16 protein-coding genes are annotated in these 20016 nt (G+C 67.1%); 3 read left to right on the top strand and 13 right to left on the bottom strand.

What is annotated here, in order from left to right; genetic code table 11:
- Window positions 1–37 precede the first annotated feature (37 nt).
- The 7 genes from XarjCFBP7645_RS11840 to XarjCFBP7645_RS11805 form a co-directional block, all read right to left on the bottom strand.
- Window positions 38–3223: an efflux RND transporter permease subunit gene (locus tag XarjCFBP7645_RS11840; RefSeq protein ID WP_104537619.1), complete on the bottom strand. Its 3186-nt coding sequence runs from the start codon at window positions 3221–3223 to the stop codon at window positions 38–40.
- Between the two features lie 323 nt (window positions 3224–3546).
- Window positions 3547–4809 carry an efflux RND transporter periplasmic adaptor subunit gene (locus XarjCFBP7645_RS11830; RefSeq protein WP_104537617.1) on the bottom strand — a complete coding sequence of 421 codons (1263 nt, stop codon included), beginning with the start codon at window positions 4807–4809 and terminating at the stop codon, window positions 3547–3549.
- Between the two features lie 209 nt (window positions 4810–5018).
- The gene (locus tag XarjCFBP7645_RS11825; protein ID WP_104537616.1) at window positions 5019–6290 is read right to left on the bottom strand and encodes a TolC family protein; all 1272 of its coding nucleotides are present in this window, start codon (window positions 6288–6290) and stop codon (window positions 5019–5021) included.
- A 55-nt stretch (window positions 6291–6345) separates the two neighbouring features.
- A complete protein-coding gene (locus XarjCFBP7645_RS11820; protein ID WP_016902720.1) occupies window positions 6346–6729 on the bottom strand; it encodes a hypothetical protein in 384 nt (127 codons plus the stop codon).
- Window positions 6730–7288: 559 nt separating this feature from the next.
- Complete coding sequence (locus XarjCFBP7645_RS11815; RefSeq protein ID WP_104537615.1) at window positions 7289–9109, bottom strand: DUF885 domain-containing protein; 1821 nt, start codon at window positions 9107–9109, stop codon at window positions 7289–7291.
- Window positions 9110–9255: 146 nt separating this feature from the next.
- Window positions 9256–9897, bottom strand: coding sequence for a 16S rRNA (guanine(527)-N(7))-methyltransferase RsmG (gene rsmG, locus XarjCFBP7645_RS11810; protein ID WP_104537614.1), 642 nt, complete (start codon window positions 9895–9897; stop codon window positions 9256–9258).
- Window positions 9898–10215: 318 nt separating this feature from the next.
- Window positions 10216–10812, bottom strand: a complete 597-nt coding sequence (locus XarjCFBP7645_RS11805) for a 4'-phosphopantetheinyl transferase family protein (RefSeq protein WP_104537613.1) — start codon at window positions 10810–10812, stop codon at window positions 10216–10218.
- Between the two features lie 126 nt (window positions 10813–10938).
- Between XarjCFBP7645_RS11805 and XarjCFBP7645_RS11800 the strand changes: the two genes are divergently transcribed.
- Window positions 10939–11190: a GlsB/YeaQ/YmgE family stress response membrane protein gene (locus tag XarjCFBP7645_RS11800; protein WP_016901812.1), complete on the top strand. Its 252-nt coding sequence runs from the start codon at window positions 10939–10941 to the stop codon at window positions 11188–11190.
- A gap of 55 nt (window positions 11191–11245) precedes the next feature.
- Here the strand turns inward: XarjCFBP7645_RS11800 and XarjCFBP7645_RS11795 are convergent, their stop codons facing one another.
- The 5 genes from XarjCFBP7645_RS11795 to XarjCFBP7645_RS11775 all read right to left on the bottom strand — a co-directional run bounded on the left by XarjCFBP7645_RS11795 (window position 11246) and on the right by XarjCFBP7645_RS11775 (window position 16256).
- Window positions 11246–11683: a GFA family protein gene (locus tag XarjCFBP7645_RS11795; protein ID WP_104537612.1), complete on the bottom strand. Its 438-nt coding sequence runs from the start codon at window positions 11681–11683 to the stop codon at window positions 11246–11248.
- On the bottom strand, window positions 11680–12459 hold the full coding sequence (gene xth, locus XarjCFBP7645_RS11790; RefSeq protein ID WP_104537611.1) for an exodeoxyribonuclease III: 780 nt from the start codon (window positions 12457–12459) through the stop codon (window positions 11680–11682). The genes XarjCFBP7645_RS11795 and xth overlap by 4 nt, the downstream gene beginning before the upstream one ends.
- A 288-nt stretch (window positions 12460–12747) precedes the next feature.
- Window positions 12748–14475: a cation acetate symporter gene (locus tag XarjCFBP7645_RS11785; RefSeq protein ID WP_104537610.1), complete on the bottom strand. Its 1728-nt coding sequence runs from the start codon at window positions 14473–14475 to the stop codon at window positions 12748–12750.
- Window positions 14472–14789: a DUF485 domain-containing protein gene (locus tag XarjCFBP7645_RS11780; protein WP_104537609.1), complete on the bottom strand. Its 318-nt coding sequence runs from the start codon at window positions 14787–14789 to the stop codon at window positions 14472–14474. The genes XarjCFBP7645_RS11785 and XarjCFBP7645_RS11780 overlap by 4 nt, the downstream gene beginning before the upstream one ends.
- 84 nt (window positions 14790–14873) lie before the next feature.
- Entirely contained in the window at window positions 14874–16256 is a 1383-nt protein-coding gene (locus tag XarjCFBP7645_RS11775) for a DcaP family trimeric outer membrane transporter (RefSeq protein ID WP_181126298.1), read from the bottom strand.
- A gap of 294 nt (window positions 16257–16550) precedes the next feature.
- On the opposite strand from XarjCFBP7645_RS11775, the gene acs reads away from it, so the two are divergent.
- Window positions 16551–18494 (top strand): acetate--CoA ligase, encoded by a 1944-nt coding sequence (gene acs / locus XarjCFBP7645_RS11770; RefSeq protein WP_104537607.1) that lies wholly within the window; start codon window positions 16551–16553, stop codon window positions 18492–18494.
- Window positions 18495–18757: 263 nt separating this feature from the next.
- Window positions 18758–19426 carry a response regulator transcription factor gene (locus tag XarjCFBP7645_RS11765; RefSeq protein ID WP_016901792.1) on the top strand — a complete coding sequence of 223 codons (669 nt, stop codon included), beginning with the start codon at window positions 18758–18760 and terminating at the stop codon, window positions 19424–19426.
- Window positions 19427–19507: 81 nt separating this feature from the next.
- Here the strand turns inward: XarjCFBP7645_RS11765 and XarjCFBP7645_RS11760 are convergent, their stop codons facing one another.
- Entirely contained in the window at window positions 19508–20005 is a 498-nt protein-coding gene (locus XarjCFBP7645_RS11760; protein WP_104537606.1) for a hypothetical protein, read from the bottom strand.
- Between the last annotated feature and the right edge of the window lie 11 nt (window positions 20006–20016).

Raw genomic sequence — 20016 nt, 5'->3', positions numbered from 1 at the left:
GCGCATTATGCACGGCTTTCCTATGTGCCGCAAGCACTTAGCCCGCACGGGCAGGCCCCGCCCGCTCGCGGTGCAGCCAGCGATACAGCACCGGCAGCACCAGCAGGGTCAGCAAGGTGGACGAGACGATGCCGCCGATCACCACCGTGGCCAGCGGGCGCTGCACCTCGGCCCCGGCGCCGACATTGAAGGCCATCGGCACAAAGCCCAGTGCGGCCACCAACGCGGTCATCAGCACCGGGCGCAGCCGGCTCAGCGCGCCTTCGCGTAAGGCCTGCTCCAGCGACATGCCCTCGGCCCGCAGGCTGCGCACGAAGGCGATCATCACCAGGCCGTTGAGCACCGCCACCCCCGACAGCGCGATAAAGCCGACACCCGCGGAGATCGACAACGCCAGGCCGCGCAGCGCCAGCGCCACCACGCCGCCGGTCAGCGCCAGCGGCACGCCGCTGAACACCACCAGCGCATCGCGCAGCGAACCGAACGACCAGTACAGCAGCGCGAAGATCAGCAACAAGGTGCCCGGCACCACCCAGGCAAGGCGCTGGCCGGCGGAGATCAGTTGCTCGAAGGTGCCGCCGTAGCCGATCCAGTAGCCGGTGGGCAGCACGACCTCGGCCTGCACGCGCTGCTGCACCTCGGCCACGAATCCGCCCAGGTCGCGGTCGCGCACATTGGCGGTGATCACGATGCGGCGCTTGCCGTCTTCGCGATTGATCTGGTTGGGCCCGAGTACGGTTGCGATCCTTGCAACCTCGCGCAGCGGCACCGTGATCGGTTCGCCACTCCGCCAACCAGCCGCGCGGCTGGACTCGTCGACATCGGCGCGCTCGCCATCGCCACGCAGCGGTATCGGCAGATCGGCCAACGCCGTCGGGTCCTGACGCAGGCCTTCGGGCAGGCGCACCACAATGTCGAACCGGCGGTCGCCTTCGAACAACTGCCCGGACGCCTGCCCACCCACCGCCGCCGACACCGTGTCCTGCACCACGCCGGGATTGAGCCCGTACCCGGCCAGTGCGGCACGATCGGGCACCACCGCCAGCATCGGCAGGCCGGTGGCCTGCTCCAGGCTCACGTCGGCCGCGCCCGGCACCGTGCTGGCGACTTGCTGCACGCGTTGCCCCAGCGTGACCAGGGTGTCCAGGTCATCGCCGTAGACCTTGATCGCCACATCCGCGCGCACGCCGGAAATCAGCTCGTTCATGCGCATCTGGATCGGCTGGGTGAACTCGTAGTTGTTGCCGGGCAGCTGCTTCACCGCCTGCTCGATCTCGGCTACCAACTGCGCCTTGGGTTTGCGCGGGTCCGGCCACCGCGCGCGCGGATGCATGATCAAGAACGTATCGGCCACCGACGGCGGCATCGGATCGGTCGCCACTTCGGCAGTGCCGAGCTTGCCGAACACATGCGCCACCTCCGGAAACTGCTTGATGCGTTTTTCCAGCGTGGATTGCATGGTGATGGCCTGTTCCAGGCTGGTGCCGGGAATGCGCAAGGCGTGCAGCGCGATATCGCCCTCGTCCAGGTTCGGGATGAATTCGCTGCCCAGGCGCGTGGCCAACACCGCGCACAGCGCCACCGCCGCCACCGCGCCGAGACCGACCCAACGGCCGTGACGCAGCGCGCGCTCCAGCAAGGGCGCATACACGCCGCGCGCCCAGCGCATCGCGCGGTTCTCGTGCTCAGCCACCTTGCCGCCGAGCAACAAGGCGACCGCTGCGGGGACAAAAGTGAGCGACAGCAGCATCGCGCCGGTCAGCGCCAGCACCACGGTGATCGCCATCGGATGGAACATCTTGCCTTCGATACCGGTGAGTGCGAACACCGGCAGATACACCGCCGTGATGATGCCCAGTCCGAACAGGCTGGGCCGGATCACCTCTGCGGTGGCTTCGGCGGTCAGTTCGAAACGCTCGTCGCGCTCGAGCACCCGCCCCAGCCGCAATTGCGCCTGCCCGAAGCGGCGCAGGCAGTTCTCCACGATGATCACCGCGCCATCGACGATCAGGCCGAAATCCAGCGCACCCAGACTCATCAGGTTGCCGGACACGCCACCGCGCAGCATGCCGGTGAGGGTGAACAACATCGCCAGCGGGATCACCGCCGCGGTGATCAGGGCCGCGCGCACATTGCCCAGCAGCAGGAACAGCACCACGATCACCAGCAACGCGCCTTCGATCAGGTTCTTGGCGACGGTAGCGATGGTGCGGTCCACCAGCGCGGTGCGATCGTAGACCGGCACCGCCTGCACGCCGGCCGGCAAGCTGGCATTGGCCACTTCCAGCCGCTGCGCTGCGGCCTGCGCCACGGTGCGGCTATTGGCGCCGACCAGCATGAACACCGTGCCGAGCACCACTTCGGTGCCGTCCTGGGTGGCCGCCCCGGTGCGCAACGCGCGCCCCTCGCCGACCTGCGCCACATCGCGCACCCGGATCGGCACGCCTTGCCGCCGATCCAGCACGATCGCCCCGATCTGCACGATGTCGTCCACCTGCCCCGGCACCCGCACCAGGAACTGCTGGCCGTTGCGTTCGATATAGCCGGCGCCGATGTTGCGATTGTTCGCCTCCACCGCGCGCGCGACATCGTCCAGCGTGAAACCCAGTGCGACCAGGCGTGCCGGGTCCGGGGTGATGTGGATCTGCCGCGCGTAGCCGCCGATGGTATTGACCTCGGTGACGCCGGGCACAGTGCGCAACTGCGGGCGCACCACCCAATCCTGCAGGGTGCGCAGATCGGTGGCCGTCCACGCACTGCCATCGGGCTTGCGCGCATTCGGTTTGGCTTCGACCGTGTACATGAAGATCTCGCCCAGGCCGGTCGCGATCGGCCCCAGCTGCGGCTCCAACTCGGCCGGCAGCTGCGACTTGACCTGCTGCAGCCGCTCGGCCACCTGCTGCCGCGCAAAATACAGGTCCGTGCCATCGGCAAAGACCGCCGTCACCTGCGACAAGCCGTAGCGCGACAACGAGCGTGTGGATTCCAGCCCCGGCAAGCCCGCCAACACCGTCTCCAGCGGAAACGTCACCCGCTGCTCCGACTCCAACGGCGAGTACCCCGGCGCGGCCGTGTTGACCTGCACCTGCACATTGGTGATGTCCGGGGTGGCATCGATCGGCAGGCGCGAAAAACTCCACGCCCCGATCGCAATCAACACCGCCGTCAACGCCAGCATCAACCACCGCTGCGCGATCGCAAACCGAATGATGTTAGTAAGCATGACGCACACCTCCGCGCACACTCGGCGCAACGGCGTGCGCAGCCACACCGATCAGTGCGTGCGTACGCACGCACGACGCCTGCGCAATCGCAGCGGGCTGCCGTCGGCCGGCGGCACTGCAGCCGGGGTCCCGACCTCCGCCAACATCGCGATCGCCCCCGGCGCATCCGGTCTTCGCCGCGCAGATTCTCACCCGGTTGCGTGTGTGATCGCCTGCGACGTGAGCGCGTGGATGACGTAAAAAAGGTTTCACCGAAGAATGGACGAGCTGTTCGCAAGCACGCGCTTGCGGTCGAGGCAGACGCAATCCGGAAGCGCAGCGATCAATGATCATGCGACGCCCCCGACTTCTCGATGTCCGCCTTCACCAGATAGCTCTGCTCCACCACCACCGTATCCCCGGCCGTCAAACCCGACACCACCTGCACCTGCCGTGCATCGCGCGCGCCCAACTTCACCGGCCGCACCTCGTACACATCCCCCACCCGCACGAACACCACCTCCCAGTCGCGAAACTGCTGCAAGGCCCCCACCGGCACCACCATTGCCGCCGGCTGCTGCGCCACCGTCACCTGCGCCTTCACCGCCGAACCCGGCCGCCACAGACCGTCGTCGTTGCGCAACACCGCGCGCGCCACCGTGCTCTGACTCGCGGTGGCCGTGCCCGGCAACACGCGCTCCAACGTGGTCTGCGTCACCACGCCATCGCTGATGCGGGTCACCGTCACCGGTGCGCCAGCGGTGATGTGGCCGGCATCGGCGCCGAAGATATGCAGATCCACCCACAAGCGCGACAGGTCGGCAATCTCGAACAACGCCTGGCCTTCGCTGGCGTTGCTGCCCAGGCTGGCGTTGCGGGCGAGCACGGTGCCGCTGATCGGTGCGCTGACCGAATACGTGGTCAGGCTCAGATTGCTCTCCACCGTGGCCAGCACCTGGCCGGCACGCACCTGGTCGCCGACGTTGACGCGCAGGCTGCGCACCGGCCCGGGAAAGCGCGCGGCGGCCTGCGCCTGCGCACCTTCTGCCGGCGTCAGCAGGCCTTGCACCTCGTGCTGGTCGGCGATGCTGCCGGCACCGACCGGCGCGACCCGGATGCCGGCGTCCTGCGCGATTTTGGCCGCGATGGTGGTGCGCCCTTCATAGCTGGGATAGGCCCAGCGATGCGACTTGCCCTGCACGGTGGCGCGCACCTCCACATCGAACGAATGCGGCTCGCCGACCGTGCTGTCGGCCAACAGGCTGCCATCGTCGCGCGCGCGCAACCGATGCACTTCGTTGATGCCACCGAGCCGGGTCAGGCGCACTTCGACACTGCCGGCGCCGGGCGACAAAGGCTTGCCGTCGTGGTACAGCCAGGCGCGATAGGTCGGCGGCGTGCCGTCTTCGGCAATCGCCAGCTCCACGCTGTCGCCGTCCTGGCGCAGCAGGCGCCCGCCGTGCGCGCCTTTTTCGGCTTCCTCGCCATGGGCGTCGGCACCGCCCTCGGCGCCGGGCGTTGCGTGGTCCTGCGATTGTTCGCCGTTGCGGCCGCAGCCGCCCAGCAGCAGCGCCAGCAACAGCGGCGCGATCAGAAAACGTGTCATCGAAGAAAATCCTGGCTGGCGCCGACGCTGTGCGTCGGGCGAACGAACGAAGAAGATGTGCGCCGGATGCCTTGGGTGCGTGTTAGGCGCGAGCAGCGCTTGGCGCCTGCTGGATGCCGACGCGCTTGCCGGCGTCGATACCGATGCCGGCACAACAGATCCAGGCGGACGCAGGCAGGCAGGGCGAAAACGCGCAGCGGAGGTAGCGCTCATGGCCCCACCTGCGTAGCGCTGTCGGCCACGAACGGCTGCCCGGTCAGGCGCTGGATCTCGATCAATGCGGTCTGCGCTTCCAACGCGGCAGCCAATTGCTGCTGGCGTGCATCGCTGCGCTGTGCCTGCAGCTGCGCCCAGTCCAGATAACTGGTGGCGCCGGCGCGGTACGCGCGCTCGGCGGCGGCATCGGCGCGCGCAAGTGCGGGCAACACATCGCTGCGCATGCGCGCCACTTCCAGCTGCGCGGCGCGGTAGCGGCCATGCGCGTCGGCCAGCGTGGTGTAGAGCGTCAGTGCCTGCGATTGGCGTTCGATCTCCAGTAACGACAGCTCAGCTTCGGCGGCGCGGATCTCCGGTTGCGCACGCGCGGCGCTGCCCAACGCCAGCGAGACGCTGCCCAGCAGTGCGGTGGCGTCGTTGGCTTCGAGCCGGCGCACGCCCACCTGCCAGTCCAGGTCCGGGCGTGCCTGGCTGCGTGCCAGCCGCACCCGTGCCTCGCGCACGCGCTGCTCACCAGTCAAGCGCGCCAGTTCGGGGGTGGCATCGAGCAGCTGCGCCAGCACCTCGAACTCGGGAATCGCCGGCAGCTGCAATGGGTCGCCGGTGACATCGCCAAAGTCCGGCGTGCGCTGGCCCCACAGCACCGCCAGCTGGCGGCGTGCGGCCAGCAGCTCCTGCTGGGCGCGATCGCGCTCTAGTTCCGCGCGCGCCTGCAGGGCCTGGGCGGTCAGCAGCACCGATTCGGGCGATGCGCCGGCCTGTAGCCGCTGGCGCGCGGCACTGACGGTGCGTTGGCGCTGGGCCAGGGTTTCCAGCGCGGCCGCATGCCGTTGCGCGGCCATGCCGATGGACAGATAGCGCAGGGCGACTTCGGCCAGCACGTCCAGGCGCGCCAGCGCCCGCTGCGGTGCAAGTGCGTCGATGCGTGCCTGGGCCAGGGTGCGGCGCGCGTCCAGCTTGCCGCCACGTTCCAGCACGCCAGCCAGGGTGACGGTGAGTTCGGCCTGGTCCAGCGCGCGGGTCGGGCCGCTGCCGAACACGTTTTCCAGTTCGGCGCCGATGCGCAACGGCGGACGCAACGCGTCGCGCTCGGCGTCGGCGGTGAGGACCGCGCGCTGACCATCGGCCAGACGCAGGTCGGGGTGCTGCCGGGCGACGCGCGCGATGGCGTCGTCCAGGGTCAGCACGGGCTTGGGCGGTACGTCCTGCGCCATGGCGCACGGCACGACCGCGAAGACGGCAAGTGCCGTCAGTCGCAACCACATGAGGGTGTCTCCGGAATCGGGATCGATGGACAGGCCGGCAGCTGCCGGCGATGCATCAGGCCGCGATCGGGGGACGCAATCCGGTCTCGCTCAGATGCGAGCGGTAGTACGCAAGCACGGCCACGGGCTGGGCCTGCGTGTGCGTGGACAGCGGCAGCCAGGCCAGCGCCGGCAAGACGGCCGGATTCTGGCCGTGGCAGTAGCCGCTATGCATCAGGGCGTGCATCAGGCCGGCCCCATCGCGCTCGCCGGCATCGCCTTCGTCGGCGCCGTCATGACCGTGCGGCGCGGTGTCTTCCAGGTGCATCTGGTCGTGCGCCAGCGCATGCACATCGCCCAGCGCGCAGGCCACCGGTGCGACCAACACGCCCATGGCCAGCACCGCCAGCGCCATCAGGCGCAGCAAGGGGTGCAACAGGCGGGCGCGACGCAGCAGCATGGGCGCAGCGTATCGGGGCCGGGGGAGTTACACAATCGCATGCACGGCCTGGCACGCAGCGTCGTAGGAGCGGACCTGGCCGCGACGCCGTCCGGTCAAATCGATGGCATCACACCAGGATGCCGGTTGCGCGCGCACAGCGCGCGTAACGTCGGTCGCCAGCGATCACCTGATGATTCAAGCCAGGACGGCGCCAGGGTCGGGACGGCGTCGCGGCCGGGTCCGCTCCTACGTGGAGCGGACCGTTTGGCCAGCGCCATCAGACGCAACAGGCGGGCGAGACGCAGCAACATCGGCGCATGCGTATCCGGGGGCCGGGCAGTTACACAATCGCATGCACGGCCTGGCACGCAGCGTCGTAGGAGCGGACCTGGCCGCGACGCCGTCCTGGTCAGCTCGATGGCACTCCGCCTACAGCTGGTTGTTCGCAGACAGCGCCCGGGAGGGCGAGAAGCTGCCGACGATTACCTGGAACTGGGATCGAGGCCATGACGGCGCCAGGGTCGGCACGGCGTCGCGGCCGGGTCCGCTCCTACGTGGAGCGGACCGTTGGCCTGGGTCAGGGCGCGGCGGCGCTGGGCTTGGACGTTGCCGGGCGCGCCTTGCTCGCGGCGATAAACGCGCGCACCTGCTGCTCCAGCACCGGCAAGGTCACCGAGCCCTGCTTCAGCACCGCGTCGTGGAAGGCCTTGATGTCGAAGCGGTCGCCCAGCTCCTGTTCGGCCTCGGCACGCAGCTTGACGATGCTGATCTCGCCCAGCTTGTAGCTCAGCGCCTGGCCGGGCCAGGAGATGTAGCGGTCCACCTCGGTGGTGACCTCGTGCTCGCTCAGCGCGGTGCGCTCGCGCAGGTAAGCCAGCGCCTGCTCGCGGCTCCAGCCGTCGTGGTGCACGCCGGTGTCGATCACCAGCCGGCAGGCGCGCCACATTTCGTAGGTGAGCCGGCCGAATTCCTCGTACGGGGTCTCGTAGATGCCCATCTCCTGGCCGAGCTTCTCGGTGTACAGCGCCCAGCCTTCTCCATAGGCGGAGATATAGTTTTCGCGGCGAAACGCCGGCTGGTCGCCCTGCTCCAGCGCCAGCGAGCCCTGCAGCGAATGCCCGGGCGAGGACTCGTGCAGGGTCAGCGCCGGCAGGTTGTACAACGGCCGCGACGGCAGGTTGTAGGTGTTGACCCAGTAGGTGGTGGCGCCGCCGCGGCCGGCGGTCCAGAACGGGGCGATATCGTCCGGCACCGGCTTGATGGTGAAGCGCCCGCGCGGCAGCGTGCCGATGAACCTGCCGACCTGCCCGTCCACCCGCTTGGAGATCCACGCGGCGCGATCGAGCAGTTCCTGCGGGGTCTTGGCGTAGAACTGCGGGTCGGTGCGCAGGAAGGTCAGGAACTGCGCGAAGCTGCCCTTGAAGCCGACCTGCTGGATGATCGCGTCCATCTGCGCCTGGATGCGCGCCACCTCGTCCAGGCCGATCGTGTGGATCTGCTCCGGGGTCAGGTCCAGCGTGGTGTATTCGCGGATCTGCTGGCGATAGAACGCCTTGCCCTCGGGCAGCGCTTCGGCCGCCAGCGTGGTGCGCGCCTTGGGCATGTATTCGTCGCGGAAGAAACTCAGCAGCCTGGCGTACGCCGGCAGCACGGCCGTGCTGAGCGCGGCCTTGGCCTGTGCGCGCAACTGCGCCTGTTCGGCGGCGGACATCTGCGCCGGCAGCTGCTTGAACGGCGCGTAGAAGCTGGACCCGGTGGGATCTTTGACATCGGCCACGGTGGCGATGGAAACGTCGCGGCCATCCAGCACCGCGCGCGGCACGCTGAACCCGCGCGCCAGGCCGGCGCGCATGTTGGCGGTCTGCTGGTCGAAGTAGCGCGGCACATCGTTGAGGCGCGCGATGTAGGCGCGGTACTCGGCAGCGGTCTTCATCGGCCGCTGCGCCATGAAGCCGAGGTTGGACCAGAACGAGCTGTCCGAATTGAACGGCATCTCGTACAGGCGCAGGCGCACCTCGGCGGCGAGGTTTTCCACCTGCGGGCGGTAGATGGCGTAGTTGACCTGGTTGGCGGGCGAGAGCTGTGTCGGGTCGATGCCGTCGAGCTGCTTGAGCACGCCGTCCCATACCGCCAGGCGCGCCTGCTGCGCGGCCGGGCCGACATCGGGCAGATGGGTATTGTCGCCGGTGGTGTCGCTGTCTTCGTCGGCCTGGCCGGTCTCGGCCTGGCGCCAGCTCCATTCTTTTTCGTAGATGGCGCGGAAGCGCGCATCGGCGGGGCGCTCGGCGGTCAGCGTGGCAGGCGCTACTGGTGCCGGTGCGGCGGCCTGCGCCGAGGTGGCGGCAAGGCTTGCGCCCAGCAGGGCGAGCGAGAGTGCGGCGGCAAGAGGAGATGTCACGTGCGGGCGGCCTGCGTTCGGATCGAACGTTCGATCATGGCAGCCCGGGCGGCAGCTGCCATGGGCCGGAAGTCCCAGCGTGGGGATTGGGGATTGGGGATTGAGGATTGGGGAGTGAACGCGCGCGACCGGACAGGCCGGCCGCTTCAGCCTGCCTTGCGCACCACCACCAGATGCCGCTCCCCGTCCAGGCCGGGCACCTGCAGCGGATGCACCTCGCCCACCGTCCAGCCGGCGGGCAGTGCGGCGATCTCTTCGTGCGGGTAGATGCCCTTCATCGCCAGCAGGCTGCCGCCCGGGCGCAGCAGGTGGCCGCCGACCTCAATGATGCCGGCCAGCGTATCCAGCGCCCGCGCGGTGAGATGGTCGTAGGCGGCCGGCTCGTCCAGCGCCTCGGCGCGCGACTCGGCCACGCGTGCGTTGCCCAGCGCCAGCTGGCGTAGCGCCTCGCGCATGAAGCGGGCCTTCTTGCCGTTGCTTTCCACCAGGGTCACCTGCAGCTGCGGGCGGGTGATCGCCAGCGGGATGCCGGGCAGGCCGGGGCCGGTGCCCAGATCGGCCAGCGTGCCGCTGGCGATGTAGGGCTGCATGGCCAGCGAATCGAGCAGATGGCGGGTGACCATCTCGCGCGGGTCGCGCACGGCGGTGAGGTTGTAGGTCTTGTTCCAACGCACCAGCAGCGTCAGATAGCGCAACAACGGCGCGGCGAAGGCCGCATCCAGGGATTGGGCCTGCAGGCCGTCGGCCAGCGCAGCGGCTACATCGGGGGGAAGTGCGGCATCGTTCATGCCGCGATTATCGCAGCTGGCTGGCGTGCAGGTGCATGCATGCCGTGCATGCTGGCGATGGTGGCGTGGACCACATGGGTGCGTGGGCAGGATCATCCGCTGCTGTGGCACACCTTGTCTCGGTGACGCTGCGTGATCCTGATGGGGTGGTGCTGTTCCGTCAGCCGATTTTGCCGCACGCGGCGGCGCGGCGGGAACGTGCCTGAGACGCCGGTCGGGCCGGCCGCGGCAGGACCCCACGGCCGGCATATCCCGCATTCCGGTCCAGGACGCAGCGCACACCTGCGCTGCAGACAGGCGGTGAATCGATCGCCGCGCCTATTCGGTCGGCAACGGATAGAACGCCAGTGCCGCGCGGCAGTCCGGTGCGGCCCACCATTCGTGCAACTGCCATCGCGCGGCTTGGCCAAGCGCCGGGTCGCACCACTGCAACCGCAATGCGCCGTCGGGCGCCACTGCGTAGGCGAGCCGATGCAGGCCAAACGACAGGCCATGCCCGTACGCCTTGAGCAGCGCTTCCTTGGCACACCACAGGCGGAAAAACAGCGCCTGCTGCGCGTCCGGCTCCAGGCCGGCCAGCAGCGCGATTTCATCTGCATGGAAAAATCGCTGCGCGATCTCCAGCAAACGCGCGCGCGCGCGGATGCGTTCCAGGTCCACGCCCAGCCGCACGCCCTGCCCCAGGCCGACCAGCAGATAGCCGCCGCTGTGGCTCCAGCCAGTGTCCCGGTCGGGCAAGGCCGGTTGCAGCGAAGGCCGCCCGCGCTCGTCACGCAGCAGCGGCACCCGGGCCGGTTCCAGGGCCAGGGCCTGGCCCAACAGTTCACGCGCCTGTGGTTCGCCGCGCTCGCCAGGCCGGTGCGGACGCAGCCACAGTTGCACCGGACCGATCCGCCAGCTTGCGTGCGCTGTCACGCTCCGTGCACCAAGCACAACAGCCGCATGCGCGTGCGACCGCGCTCGACAGTCACTTCACGCCCATCTGCGTTGAATGGCGCCCATGCACTACTTCCGGTGCAATCGCATGAGGAGTTCGGCACCATGGGCATCATCATCTGGTTGATCGTCGGCGGCATCGTGGGGTGGCTGGCCAGCATCATCATGCGTCGCGATGCGCAGCAAGGCATCATCCTGAATATTGTGGTGGGCATCGTCGGCGCGCTGATCGCCGGGTTCCTGTTCGGTGGCGGGATCAATCAGGCCATCACGTTGTGGACCTTTGTGTGGTCATTGGTGGGCGCGGTGATCCTGCTGGCGATCGTCAATCTGTTTACGCGTGGACGCGTGCGCTAACGACGCGTACAACGCTGGACCATCCAACGCCCGGGCTCGCCCGGGCGTTGTCGTTTCAGCCATCGGCCGGAGCACGATCGGATGGATGGTGCACCCCGTCTTCCACCGGCACGGCGATATTCAACGCGTAGGGATTGACGCCTTCCAGGCAACCGACGTTGTAGCCGTACTGGTTGGGATTGGAACGCCGCCGATGATGCGTGTAGATACCGCACACGCCGCAGAAGTAATGCGCCGCCGCGTGCGTGTTGAACTGATACAGCCGCAGCACGTCTTCGCCCTGCAGCACGTGCAGGCCATCTAGCGTCACCGAGGCGACGATGGCGCCGCGGCGGCGGCACATCGAGCAATCGCAACGGCGTGGATCGAGCAGGCCGTGCGGCAGATCCAGATCGATCTGCACCGCGCCGCAGTGGCAACTCAGCCGATGCACCGGCCCCAGGGTGACATCACCGATCTTGTGCGTGCTACGCCGCAGGTGCCGCTCGCTCATGCGCCCGCCTCGGCCAGGCGTACCCAGGCCGGCGCATGGTCGCTCGGACGCTCCCAGGTGCGCGGTTCGCGATCGATGCCCGACTCCACCGCGCGTGCGCGCAAGGCCTCCGAGACCAGGGTCAGATCGATGCGCAGGCCCAGATTGCGGCGGAATCCGGCCTGGCGGTAATCCCACCAGCTGAACTGCTCGGCGGCGTCGTGATGCAGCCGGAACGCATCGTGCAGGCCCAGCGCCAGCAGTTGTTCCAGCGCGGCGCGCTCGGCGGTGGAGGTGAGGATGTGGTGCTCGTTCCACACCGCCGGATCGTGCACATCGCGCGCATCCGGGGCGATGTTGAAGTCGCCCAGCACCACCAGCTGCGGATACTTGTGCAGTTCCTGCGCCAGCCAGTCGTGCACCGCGGCCAGCCAGTGCAGCTTGTAGGCGTACTTGTCGGTGCCCACGTCCTGGCCGTTGACCACATACAGGTTGACGATGCGCACGCCATCGACGGTGGCGGCGATCACGCGCTGCTGCACGTCGTCGAAACCGGGGATGCCCATCTGCACGTCCAGCGCCGGCGAGCGCGACAGGATCGCCACGCCGTTGTAGGTCTTCTGCCCGCAGAACACGCTGCGATAGCCGGCAGCGGCCAGCGCCGCATCCGGAAACTTGTGGTCTTCCAGCTTGGTTTCCTGGATGCCGACCACGTCGGGCGCGAACGTGCCCAGCCACTGTTGCAGGTGCGGCAGGCGCACGTTGAGCGAGTTGACGTTCCAGGAGGCAATCTTCATGGCGTGGCGCGGACCGTGGTTCAAACCACCAATGGTACCGTGGCCCCGCCAGTCAGTCCGGCACGCCCATCCGGCCATGACGCCCGGGGCGTTCCATCATGGCCGCGGTCTGACCACCCGGTCCTGATTGCGCTACTGCTGCGTGGATCGCGTGGGTCGACGTTGGCGCACAAACGCTCTTCACACGGCACGACGTCGCGGTTGGCCACGGGGTGCCTCGATCGTGACGGCCAACATGCAAAACGCCGGCACGAGGCCGGCGTTTGCGTATCACTTGACCGCTGGTCCTCAGTGGCCGGATGCACCGGTGGCGCCCAGGCCGGTTTCGGCACGGATCTGCTGCGCCTTGAATGCGGCACGTTCGTTGGCGGCCTGCGGGCTGCGATCCAGGATCGAGAACAGCCAGATGCCGACAAAACCGATCGTCATCGAGAATAGCGCCGGCGAGGTGTACGGGAATGGCGCCGAGCCGGCTGCATTGCCCAGCGTGTCCACCCACACCGACGGCGACAGCACCGTCAGCACCAGCGAGGAGATCAGACCCAGGAAGCCGCCGACCACCGCACCACGGGTGGTGCAGTTCTTCCACAGCAGGGACAGGATCAGCACCGGGAAATTGGCCGAGGCCGCGATGGCGAATGCCAGCGACACCATGAAGGCCACGTTCTGCTTCTCGAACACGATGCCCAGCAGCACCGCGATCACGCCCAGCACCAGGGTGGTGGCACGCGAGACCTTCAGCTCCGAACCCGGCGCCGGATTGCCCTTCTTGATCACCGTGGCGTACAGGTCGTGCGACACCGCCGAGGCGCCGGACAGGGTCAGGCCTGCGACCACCGCCAGGATGGTGGCGAAGGCCACCGCCGAGATGAAGCCCATGAACACGTTGCCGCCCACTGCATTGCCGACCAGCACCGCCGCCATGTTGGCCGCGCCCTTGCCGCCATGGATGGTGCCGGTGGCGACATCGGCAAACTGCGGGTTGGTCAGCACCAGTGCGATCGCACCGAAGCCGATGATGAAGATCAGGATGTAGAAATAGCCGATCCAGGTGGTGGCCCACAGCACCGACTTGCGCGCCTGCTTGGCATTGGGAACGGTGAAAAAGCGCATCAGGATATGCGGCAGGCCCGCGGTGCCGAACATCAGCGCCATGCCGAACGAGATCGCCGAGATCGGGTCTTTCACGAAACCGCCCGGCCCCATGATCGACAGGCCAGCCTTGGCTGCGTCCTCGGGCGATGCACCGCCATTGGCCGCGATCGCGGTCTTCACCCGCACGCCCTCGGCAAACAGCGCCTCGAAGCTGAAGTTGAAGTGCCACATGATCGCCACCGCCATGAAGGTCACGCCGGTCAGCAGCAGCACCGCCTTGATGATCTGCACCCATGTCGTGGCGGTCATGCCGCCGAACAGCACATAGACCATCATCAGCACGCCGACCAGGGTCACCGCCACCCAGTAGTCCAGGCCGAACAACAGCTTGATCAAGGCGCCGGCACCGACCATCTGCGCGATCAGATAGAACAGCACCACCACCAGCGTGCCCGATGCGGCAAAGCTGCGGATGGCGGTCGGCGCGAAGCGGTAGCCGGCCACGTCGGCGAAGGTGTACTTGCCGAGGTTGCGCAGCCGCTCGGCCATCAGGAAGGTCAGGATCGGCCAGCCGACCAGAAAGCCGATCGCATAGATCAGGCCGTCGTAGCCATTGGCCATCACCGCTGCGGTGATGCCCAGAAACGAGGCGGCGGACATGTAATCGCCGGCGATCGCCAGGCCGTTCTGGAAGCCGGTGATGCCGCCGCCGGCGGTGTAGAAGTCCGACGCCGAGCGGGTCTTGCTGGCCGCCCACTTGGTGATCCACAAGGTGCCCAACACGAAGAAGGCGAACATGCCGATCGCCACCCAGTTGGTGGGCTGCTTGTCGACCTGGCCGAGGTCGCCACCGGCTGCCAGCGCGATGCCGGCCGGCATCAGGCCGGCCAGAATCAGGAGAAGGCGCGAATACTTGCTCATTTGCGGGCGTCCTCGAGGATCTGCGCGGTCAGCTGGTCGTAGGTGTTGTTGGCGCGACGCACGTAGATGGCGGTGATGGCGATGGTGAAGACCATCACCCCGATCGCGATCGGGATGCCGATTGAGGTCACGCCGTTGCCGATCGGTCTGGCCAGGAAGGCCTTGTCGAAGGCGATCAGGCCGATGTAGCCGTAATAGGCCAGCAACATCAGCACGGTGAGGGTCCAGCCCAGCGTATTGCGCTGGCGCTTGAGTGCGTGGTACTTCGGATTGGCATCGATCTTGGCGATCAATGCGTCATTCGAGACGGTCATTGTCTGTCTCCTGGTAGAGCGCGGGTAAAATGACGGTGGCCTCGCCCGTCCCACCGCAGTGGAACGAGCCGCCAGTGGCAAAAACTAGAAGCTGTACTTGGTGGTGAATTGCATGCGCGAGATGTCGCCGCTGTCGCCATTTTCGGCTTCGCGACGGCCGTACATCAGCTCCGCACCCACATCGACCTTGGGCAACGGCGAATAGAACACGTTGGCGCGGATGCTCTGCTGGGATTTGCTCGCAAGCGCGCCGGTATTGGCGATGTCGTGGTCGTAGTTCACGCGCGAATACATGATCGTGCTGCGCAGCTTGGCGTTGTAGTCGTGGCGCCAGGCCACCCAGCCGGCGATCGTGCTGACAGTCTGGATATTGCCGTCCATGTCGATCTCCACATCCGAGCCGTTGCCCAGGCCCAGGTAGCGCCCCAGGCCCTCGCCGTAGCTGAGCTGGTAACGCAGATCGTTGTTGGAATTGATGATCCAGCGGCCGCCGCCGGCAATCGCGCCGCCGAAGTCGGTGTCGTTGGTCAGCGCGCTACGCGTGCGGTACTGCCGCGCGATCGCCGACAGGCCGAACGTGCCCCAGGTGCCCTTCCAGTTGTAGCGCGCGGTCAGGTCCGGCATCGCGCCATGGTCGGAGGCCAGGATGGTGTTGCCGCCCTGGTAGGGCGTGGTCAGCGTCTCGGGGTTTTCCGCCGACACGCTGAAGGCGCCGCGGGTATAGCGGATCTGGGCCTGACGGCTGAACAGCGCGCCGTCGGTCGGCCCGACGATATCGGCCGCCTCGGGCAGGATGGTCGCATCGATGAAGTTGGACCAGGTCTGGCCGGCCAGCCAGTTGTTCCAGCTCATGTAGGCGTGTCGCAAGGTGCCGCCGTACAGATTGTTGACCTGGTTGGCCAGCGCGTTGCCGAAGAAATCCAGCTCGATGAAGCCGGTGATCTTGTCGCCGTTTTCGGTGACCGTGTCCACGCCCAGGTTGAAGCGCGAGAACTTGGCGTGGAAGTCGGTGTCGGTGCTCGAGGCCTGGCCACCGACCGGCGTCTGGGTCGGGATGTACAGGTAGCGCCCCACCGCGCCTTCGGGCAATGCGCCGTCGGAGGTGCGGGTGGTCATGAAGTCGGCCTTGATGAAACCACCGTAGCGGAACGTCGTCCCCGCCGCTGCATTGGGTGTGATGCTGGTCAGCTGGATCGGCCGCTTGCCGGCCGGCACCGCCGGCGCGGCAGGTGCCTGCGCCTGTGCGGCACGCACCTCGGTCACCTGGCTCTGCGTCTGCGTGATCTGGCCCTGCTGCTGTTGTTGCGCAGACACCAGCAGCTGGACCTGACGCTCGAGCTCGGCGATGCGCGCTTCCAGCGCCTTTTCCTTGGCGGTCTGCGCGAACGCCACGCCCGGCAGGAGACTGGCCACAAACAAGGCAGCCGCCAGCGGATGGCGCACTAACGGTACAGTACGGTGTGTCATGGACCCCTCTCCCCGATATGGCCTCGCGCTTGATGGCGATGCTGTGCGGAGCGTGAGGCAGTCCGCGCTTTGCAGCCTATTCGCCTTTGGTCGTAGCTGCAGCGCAGCATTCCACAAGGTGACCGATCGTCGCACCAGGGCCGGCAACGGATTGCGGATCACGCGCTGCGGCAGGTAAGACCAAGGTCTAAGGCCCGGTTGAACGCCGGGACAGAATGGATACGGCACACTGATTGTCTACCGAGGGCAGCCGCAACGTCCTCTTCCGACAAGTTCATCGCAAGTGAGGGTGCCATGGCTGAGGTTTATCCCGTCGATCCCGCGTTCGCCGCCAATGCGCGCATTACGCGCGAGCAGTACGCAACGCTGTATCGCGAATCGATCGAACACCCCGAGCAATTCTGGGGCAAGGCCGCACAGCGGCTGGAATGGTTCAAGCAACCCACCCAGGTGAAGGACGTCAGCTACGCGCTGGAGGATTTCCATATCCGCTGGTTCGGCGATGGCGAGCTCAATGCCAGCGTCAACTGCCTGGACCGCCAGCTGGCCACGCGCGGCGACAAGACCGCGCTGTTGTTCGAGCCCGACAGCCCGGATGCGCAGTCCTATCCGGTCACCTATCGCGAGCTGTACGAGCGCGTCTGCAAGCTCGGCAATGCGCTGCGTAACCTGGGCGTCAAGAAGGGCGACCGGGTCACCATCTACCTGCCGATGATCGTCGATGCCGCCGTGGCCATGCTCGCCTGCGCGCGCATCGGTGCGGTGCACTCGGTGGTGTTCGGCGGGTTTGCCGCCAATTCGATCGCCGACCGTGTGATCGATTGCCAGAGCAAGCTGATCATCACCGCCGACGAAGGCCTGCGCGGCGGCAAGAAGATTCCGCTCAAGGCCAATGTCGATGCGGCGCTGAAACTGCCCGGCACCAACACCGTGGAAACGGTACTCGTTGTGCGTCACACCGGTGGTGCGGTCGAGATGCAGGCACCGCGTGATCGCTGGTTCCACGATGTGGTCGACGGCCAGCCGGCCGAGTGCGAGCCCGAGCGCATGAACGCGGAAGATCCGTTGTTCATCCTCTACACCTCCGGCTCCACCGGCAAGCCCAAGGGCGTGCTGCACACCACCGCCGGCTACCTGCTGTTTGCCAGCTACACGCACGAAGTGGTGTTCGACCTGCGCGAGGACGACATCTATTGGTGCACCGCCGATGTAGGCTGGGTCACCGGCCACAGCTACATCGTCTACGGCCCGCTCGCCAACGGCGCCACCGCAGTGATGTTCGAAGGCGTGCCCAATTACCCGACCGTGTCGCGTTTCTGGGAAGTGATCGACAAGCACAAGGTCAGCATCTTCTACACCGCGCCTACCGCGATCCGCGCACTGATGCGCGACGGCGAGGAGCCGGTCAAGAAGACCTCGCGCAAGAGCCTGCGCCTGCTCGGCAGTGTCGGCGAGCCGATCAATCCGGAAGCCTGGCGCTGGTACTACGAGGTGGTCGGCGACAGTCGCTGCCCGATCGTGGACACCTGGTGGCAGACCGAAACCGGCGGCATCCTGATCTCGCCGCTGGCCGGCGCGGTCGATCTCAAGCCGGGTTCGGCCACCCTGCCGTTCTTCGGCGTGCAGCCGGCGCTGGTGGATGCCGAAGGCAAGATCCTGGAAGGCGCCACCGAAGGCAACCTGGTGCTGCTGGATTCGTGGCCAGGCCAGATGCGCTCGGTCTATGGCGACCATCAGCGCTTCATCGACACCTACTTCCGCACCTATCCGGGCAGCTACTTCACCGGCGACGGCTGCCGCCGCGATGCCGATGGCTATTACTGGATCACCGGCCGCGTGGACGATGTGATCAACGTCTCCGGCCACCGCATCGGCACCGCCGAGGTGGAAAGCGCGCTGGTCTCGCACCCGAAGGTCGCCGAAGCGGCCGTGGTCGGCTTCCCGCACGACGTCAAGGGCCAGGGCATCTATGCCTATGTCACCCTGATCGCCGGCGAAACCCCGAGCGAGGAACTGCACAAGGAACTGTTGACCTGGGTGCGCAAGGAAATCGGTCCGATCGCCTCGCCGGATCATTTGCAATGGGCACCGGGCCTGCCCAAGACCCGCTCGGGCAAGATCATGCGCCGCATCCTGCGCAAGATCGCGGAAAACGCACCCGACCAACTCGGCGACACCTCGACCCTGGCCGACCCGTCGGTGGTGGATTCGTTGGTGAGCGAACGGTTGGCGCGCTGACGCGCGTCGGGAATGGGGAATCGGGAGTGGGGAATGGTTAGAGCCGTTCCCTGAGGAGCGGGGAGTAAATGTTCGGATTGGGGACTCATAAAAGCGGTCCCCGGCCCACTCCTCTCCACTGCAGATCTTGATTTTCAACCCCGTCACACTGACGTCGCCGTTACCTCGCCGTCGCCGTCTTGCTGTTGCTTGCCTTGCTGCCTTCGCTGTTGCCTTTGCGATTCCCGATTCCCCACTCCCAATTCCCGATTCCCGGCCCCTCAATGACCACCCTGCTGATCGCCGATGACCATCCCCTGTTCCGTGAGGCCTTGCGCGGGGCAGTGCAGCGTGTGATGCCGGGGGTGCAGTTGTTCGAGGCCGACACGGTGGATGCGCTGTACACCCTGGCCGATGCGCAACCGGACGCCGATCTGTTGTTGATGGATCTCAATATGCCGGGCGCGCAGGGATTCAGCGCGCTGGTGCACATGCGCTCGCTGCACCCGCAGCTGCCGGTTGTGGTGGTGTCGGCGCGCGAAGAACCGACGGTGATGCGGCGTGCGATCGACCATGGCGCGTTCGGGTTCATCCCCAAATCCGCCGATTCGGACACCATCGGCCGGGCCCTGGCCACGGTGCTCGATGGCGAGCGCTGGATCCCGGCCGAAGCGCAGAACCTGCCGCCGACCGACAGCGAGGAACGCGAAGTGGGCCAGCGCCTGCGCGATCTCACTCCGCAACAGTTCCGCGTACTGCAGATGCTCGGCGCCGGACGCCTCAACAAGCAGATCGCCTACGATCTGGGCGTGTCCGAGGCCACCATCAAGGCGCACGTCACCGCGATCCTGCGCAAGCTGGGCGTCACCAACCGCACCCAGGCGGTGCTGATGGCCGGCAAGCTCGCTATCGATGCCGACGGCATCGTGCTGCCGCCGCCCGAAGAAGACTGAGCGGATTCGTCAGCCGGCCTGCAGTGCGTAGACCGATCGCCGCAGCGACGCGTCGCGTGAGGTCATCTGCGCAGACGGCAATCAGCGCAACGGCTGGCCCGTGCAGACCTTGGACGCGCTTTGTGGGGATGGCACGTGCCACACCGCGTCTTCGTTGTCGTCCTCGCCTTCGTAGATCGCATAGCGCCCATCGTCCTGACGATGCATGGTCGGGCTGAAGGTGACGAAATCGGTACGGCCGTCGGGGCCAATGAAATGCATATCGCCTCCACAGACGATATTGGAATCCGGTTCCGGACCCAGGGCAGCGCAGGTGATCTGGGAGGTCTCGGCGCGCACCACGCGACTCACGCGTGGCCGGACCAGCCCGCGATCGGCGGCATCGCAGAAGTAATCGGCAAGCACCGTGCGCATCTCCCGCTGCGACGGCATCCAGGACGGACAACTGCTGTATGCATCGGCCGTGCAGCTTGGGACAACGCCGGCAGGCTCGCTGCGCTCGGGCGCAGCAGCGAGGCCGTCTTGCAGCGGCAGCACCAGGCAGGCGGCGACCGCCAGCAGGAAAACGTAGGACGGCATCGGAGCGTGGG

Source organism: Xanthomonas arboricola (assembly GCF_002940665.1).
In the GTDB taxonomy this organism is placed as follows: domain Bacteria; phylum Pseudomonadota; class Gammaproteobacteria; order Xanthomonadales; family Xanthomonadaceae; genus Xanthomonas; species Xanthomonas arboricola_B.
Note: the sequence above shows the minus strand (reverse complement) of the source record. Positions and strands in the feature narration are given on the sequence as shown.

Bases quoted from the DNA above. Each gene is read 5' to 3' on its own strand.
- XarjCFBP7645_RS11780 (WP_104537609.1), bottom strand. From the start codon at position 14,789: ATGACCGTCTCGAATGACGCATTGATCGCCAAGATCGATGCCAATCCG.
- XarjCFBP7645_RS11760 (WP_104537606.1), bottom strand. From the start codon at position 20,005: ATGCCGTCCTACGTTTTCCTGCTGGCGGTCGCCGCCTGCCTGGTGCTG.
- XarjCFBP7645_RS11800 (WP_016901812.1), top strand. From the start codon at position 10,939: ATGGGCATCATCATCTGGTTGATCGTCGGCGGCATCGTGGGGTGGCTG.
- xth (WP_104537611.1), bottom strand. From the start codon at position 12,459: ATGAAGATTGCCTCCTGGAACGTCAACTCGCTCAACGTGCGCCTGCCG.
- rsmG (WP_104537614.1), bottom strand. From the start codon at position 9,897: ATGAACGATGCCGCACTTCCCCCCGATGTAGCCGCTGCGCTGGCCGAC.
- XarjCFBP7645_RS11775 (WP_181126298.1), bottom strand. From the start codon at position 16,256: ATGACACACCGTACTGTACCGTTAGTGCGCCATCCGCTGGCGGCTGCC.
- acs (WP_104537607.1), top strand. From the start codon at position 16,551: ATGGCTGAGGTTTATCCCGTCGATCCCGCGTTCGCCGCCAATGCGCGC.
- XarjCFBP7645_RS11765 (WP_016901792.1), top strand. From the start codon at position 18,758: ATGACCACCCTGCTGATCGCCGATGACCATCCCCTGTTCCGTGAGGCC.
- XarjCFBP7645_RS11825 (WP_104537616.1), bottom strand. From the start codon at position 6,290: ATGTGGTTGCGACTGACGGCACTTGCCGTCTTCGCGGTCGTGCCGTGC.
- XarjCFBP7645_RS11785 (WP_104537610.1), bottom strand. From the start codon at position 14,475: ATGAGCAAGTATTCGCGCCTTCTCCTGATTCTGGCCGGCCTGATGCCG.
- XarjCFBP7645_RS11795 (WP_104537612.1), bottom strand. From the start codon at position 11,683: ATGAGCGAGCGGCACCTGCGGCGTAGCACGCACAAGATCGGTGATGTC.
- XarjCFBP7645_RS11820 (WP_016902720.1), bottom strand. From the start codon at position 6,729: ATGCTGCTGCGTCGCGCCCGCCTGTTGCACCCCTTGCTGCGCCTGATG.
- XarjCFBP7645_RS11830 (WP_104537617.1), bottom strand. From the start codon at position 4,809: ATGACACGTTTTCTGATCGCGCCGCTGTTGCTGGCGCTGCTGCTGGGC.
- XarjCFBP7645_RS11840 (WP_104537619.1), bottom strand. From the start codon at position 3,223: ATGCTTACTAACATCATTCGGTTTGCGATCGCGCAGCGGTGGTTGATG.